Source organism: Mesorhizobium sp. M7A.F.Ca.CA.003.01.2.1, assembly GCF_003998945.1.
Classification (GTDB): domain Bacteria; phylum Pseudomonadota; class Alphaproteobacteria; order Rhizobiales; family Rhizobiaceae; genus Mesorhizobium; species Mesorhizobium ciceri.
The window spans coordinates 1-2103 of the sequence record NZ_RZRA01000958.1; the positions used below are offsets into that span (position 1 = coordinate 1).

General features: G+C 61.1%; 3 protein-coding genes. 2 read left to right on the forward strand and 1 reads right to left on the reverse strand.

The genetic code is table 11. The annotated features are described in order from the left end of the window. On the reverse strand, positions 1-783 hold a 783-nt coding region (locus EN969_RS28225), incomplete at its 3' end, for a class I SAM-dependent methyltransferase (protein ID WP_164758564.1). A gap of 572 nt (positions 784-1355) precedes the next feature. On the opposite strand from EN969_RS28225, the gene EN969_RS28235 reads away from it, so the two are divergent. Both EN969_RS28235 and EN969_RS28240 read left to right on the forward strand, forming a co-directional pair. Further along, positions 1356-1646, forward strand: coding sequence for a Dabb family protein (locus EN969_RS28235; protein WP_027163379.1), 291 nt, complete (start codon positions 1356-1358; stop codon positions 1644-1646). Positions 1647-1764: 118 nt separating this feature from the next. Continuing rightward, positions 1765-2103 (forward strand): VOC family protein (locus EN969_RS28240; RefSeq protein WP_164758565.1); only part of this gene is annotated, 339 nt, incomplete at its 3' end.

Sequence of the window (2103 nt, forward strand, 5' to 3'; positions counted from 1 at the left end):
GTCCTGCAGCTTGATGTCGACCTTTTCGGCAAGGCCAGCCTTGGCGATGCGAGCCGTTGCAAAATCGTGCTGCTCGCGGCTGATCGTCAACCCGGTGACGCGGCAGCCGATCTCGCGCGCGGCGAATTCGGCGAAGCCGCCCCAGCCGCAGCCGATTTCCAGCACATGGTCCTTCGGGCCGATCCCTGTGTCTTTCGCCAGCGCGCGATATTTGGCGGCCTGGGCGCTTTCCAGGTCGTTGGCGCCGGTCGTGTAGAGCGCCGAGGAATAGGTCATGCTCGGATCGAGCCATTGCTTGTAAAAGGCGTTGCCGAGGTCGTAATGCGCCGAGATATTGCGCTTCGAACCGGTGCGGGTGTTCTGGTTGAACCAGTGGCGGATGCGCTGGACGGTGTTGATCAGCCAACTGGTGCCGCCCGCGATACGCTCGCCAATGACCGAATTGACCACGAACAGCTCCAGGAAGCTGGTCACATCAGGGCTTTCCCAATCGCCGTCCATGTAGGATTCGGCTACGCCGATCGTGCCGCCGGAAAAGGCGCGGCCGGGCAAGCGCCAATTCTTCAGCACCAGTTCGGCATCTGGGCCAGGTCCCTTGCCGCCGACGAGGACGGCGCGGCCGTCCGGCAGCCTCACCTTGAGCGAACCGCGCGGCAGGTTCATCGCCGCCGACAGCACCATGCGCGCTTTCGCCGGCAGACCTTTGACGATCTCGGCGAAATTGAACTCATCGAGCCTGACCGCGTCGCTCAATGCTGCGCCAAAAAGTTCCTTTTGTGCCATCTCGTGCCCCCTGGATTTCCGCGGTGTCGGGGCAGATTGCCGAGCCACGGTTCTCTTGGATCATTCGCCAGCTTCGAACGCCGTTGCCGGTCCCGGGCGCTGACCGGCTCAGTGACGGGCGGGCTCGAATGAAACACGCGCTCTTTTACCAGAGCTTTAGCGCTTCCCAGTGAATCCCTGCGGCGATCTTCCACGTCATGCGGCGAAACTTCAAGAGGCAGGCCGCAAGCGGGGCTGTGCCACGCGGAATGCTTGCGCCAGCGAGAATCCGCTTTTTTGCACAGCAAAGGCCGAGCGCGCAAAAAACGCCTATGGTCGCAGAATTGCTCGTGCGATAGATCTAGCCATGCGTTATGTAATCGTCATTGCCGCCATCGCGTTTTTCCTGATCTGGGATGGCATGTACAATCAGGGCCGCTATCTCGACACAACAGTGAGAGAGCTTAGCCATGTTGTGCGATATGTTACCGGCAGAGCTTAACTCCAGTGGCGGCAGCCGCGACATCCTAGTCGATTGACGCCAACGTCCTGCCGTCACAAAAGACCCCAGCATTTTGATCGAGGAGGCGGGGTTGATCCGGCATATCGTTTTCTTCAGCGCGCGGCGAAAAGAGGATGTCGAGGCTGTGCGCACCGGCTTGCTGGCGCTCGGCAACATTCCTCATTCCAGCCTGTTCGAGGTCACGCTCAACACCAAGGTGGATCCGCTGTCGGACGAGGTCGACGTGGTCGTCTATGCGGAGTTCGCCGATGACGCCGCGCTGGCCGCCTACAAGGCGCACCCGCTCTATGCGCAGACCACCAGCAAGGTCAAACCGATGCGCGAACTGCGCTATTCCGCCGATGTCATTGCCGGAAGCTGATCGAGGCTTTGTCCCAACTGGTGCCTTTTTCGACGTCCGGTGAACTGGCGGGGGCGAAATGGCCGGGATTGCGATCAAGTCTTGAACCGATTTGCGGAATGATGCACATCGCGGCTGCATGACCCGAACCATCACTGGCACTCATCCGCTCGATCACCTGGTGCTGCCAACGCAGAGCCTTGAGGTGGCGCGAGCCCGGCTCGCCGCGCTTGGCTTCGTCGTGGCCCCGACCGGCATCCATCCCTTCGGAACGGAAAACTGCTGTGTTTTCCTGGCCGACGGCACGTATCTCGAACCGCTGGCGGTCGGCGACGAGCAGGTGGCGGCAAAGGCTATCGCGGACGGCAATGTCTTCGTCACGCGTGATCGCGCCTATCGCGACAGCAACGGCGACGAGGGGTTTTCCGCCATTGTTCTAGGTACGGGCAATGCCGATGCCGACCATGCACGCTATGTC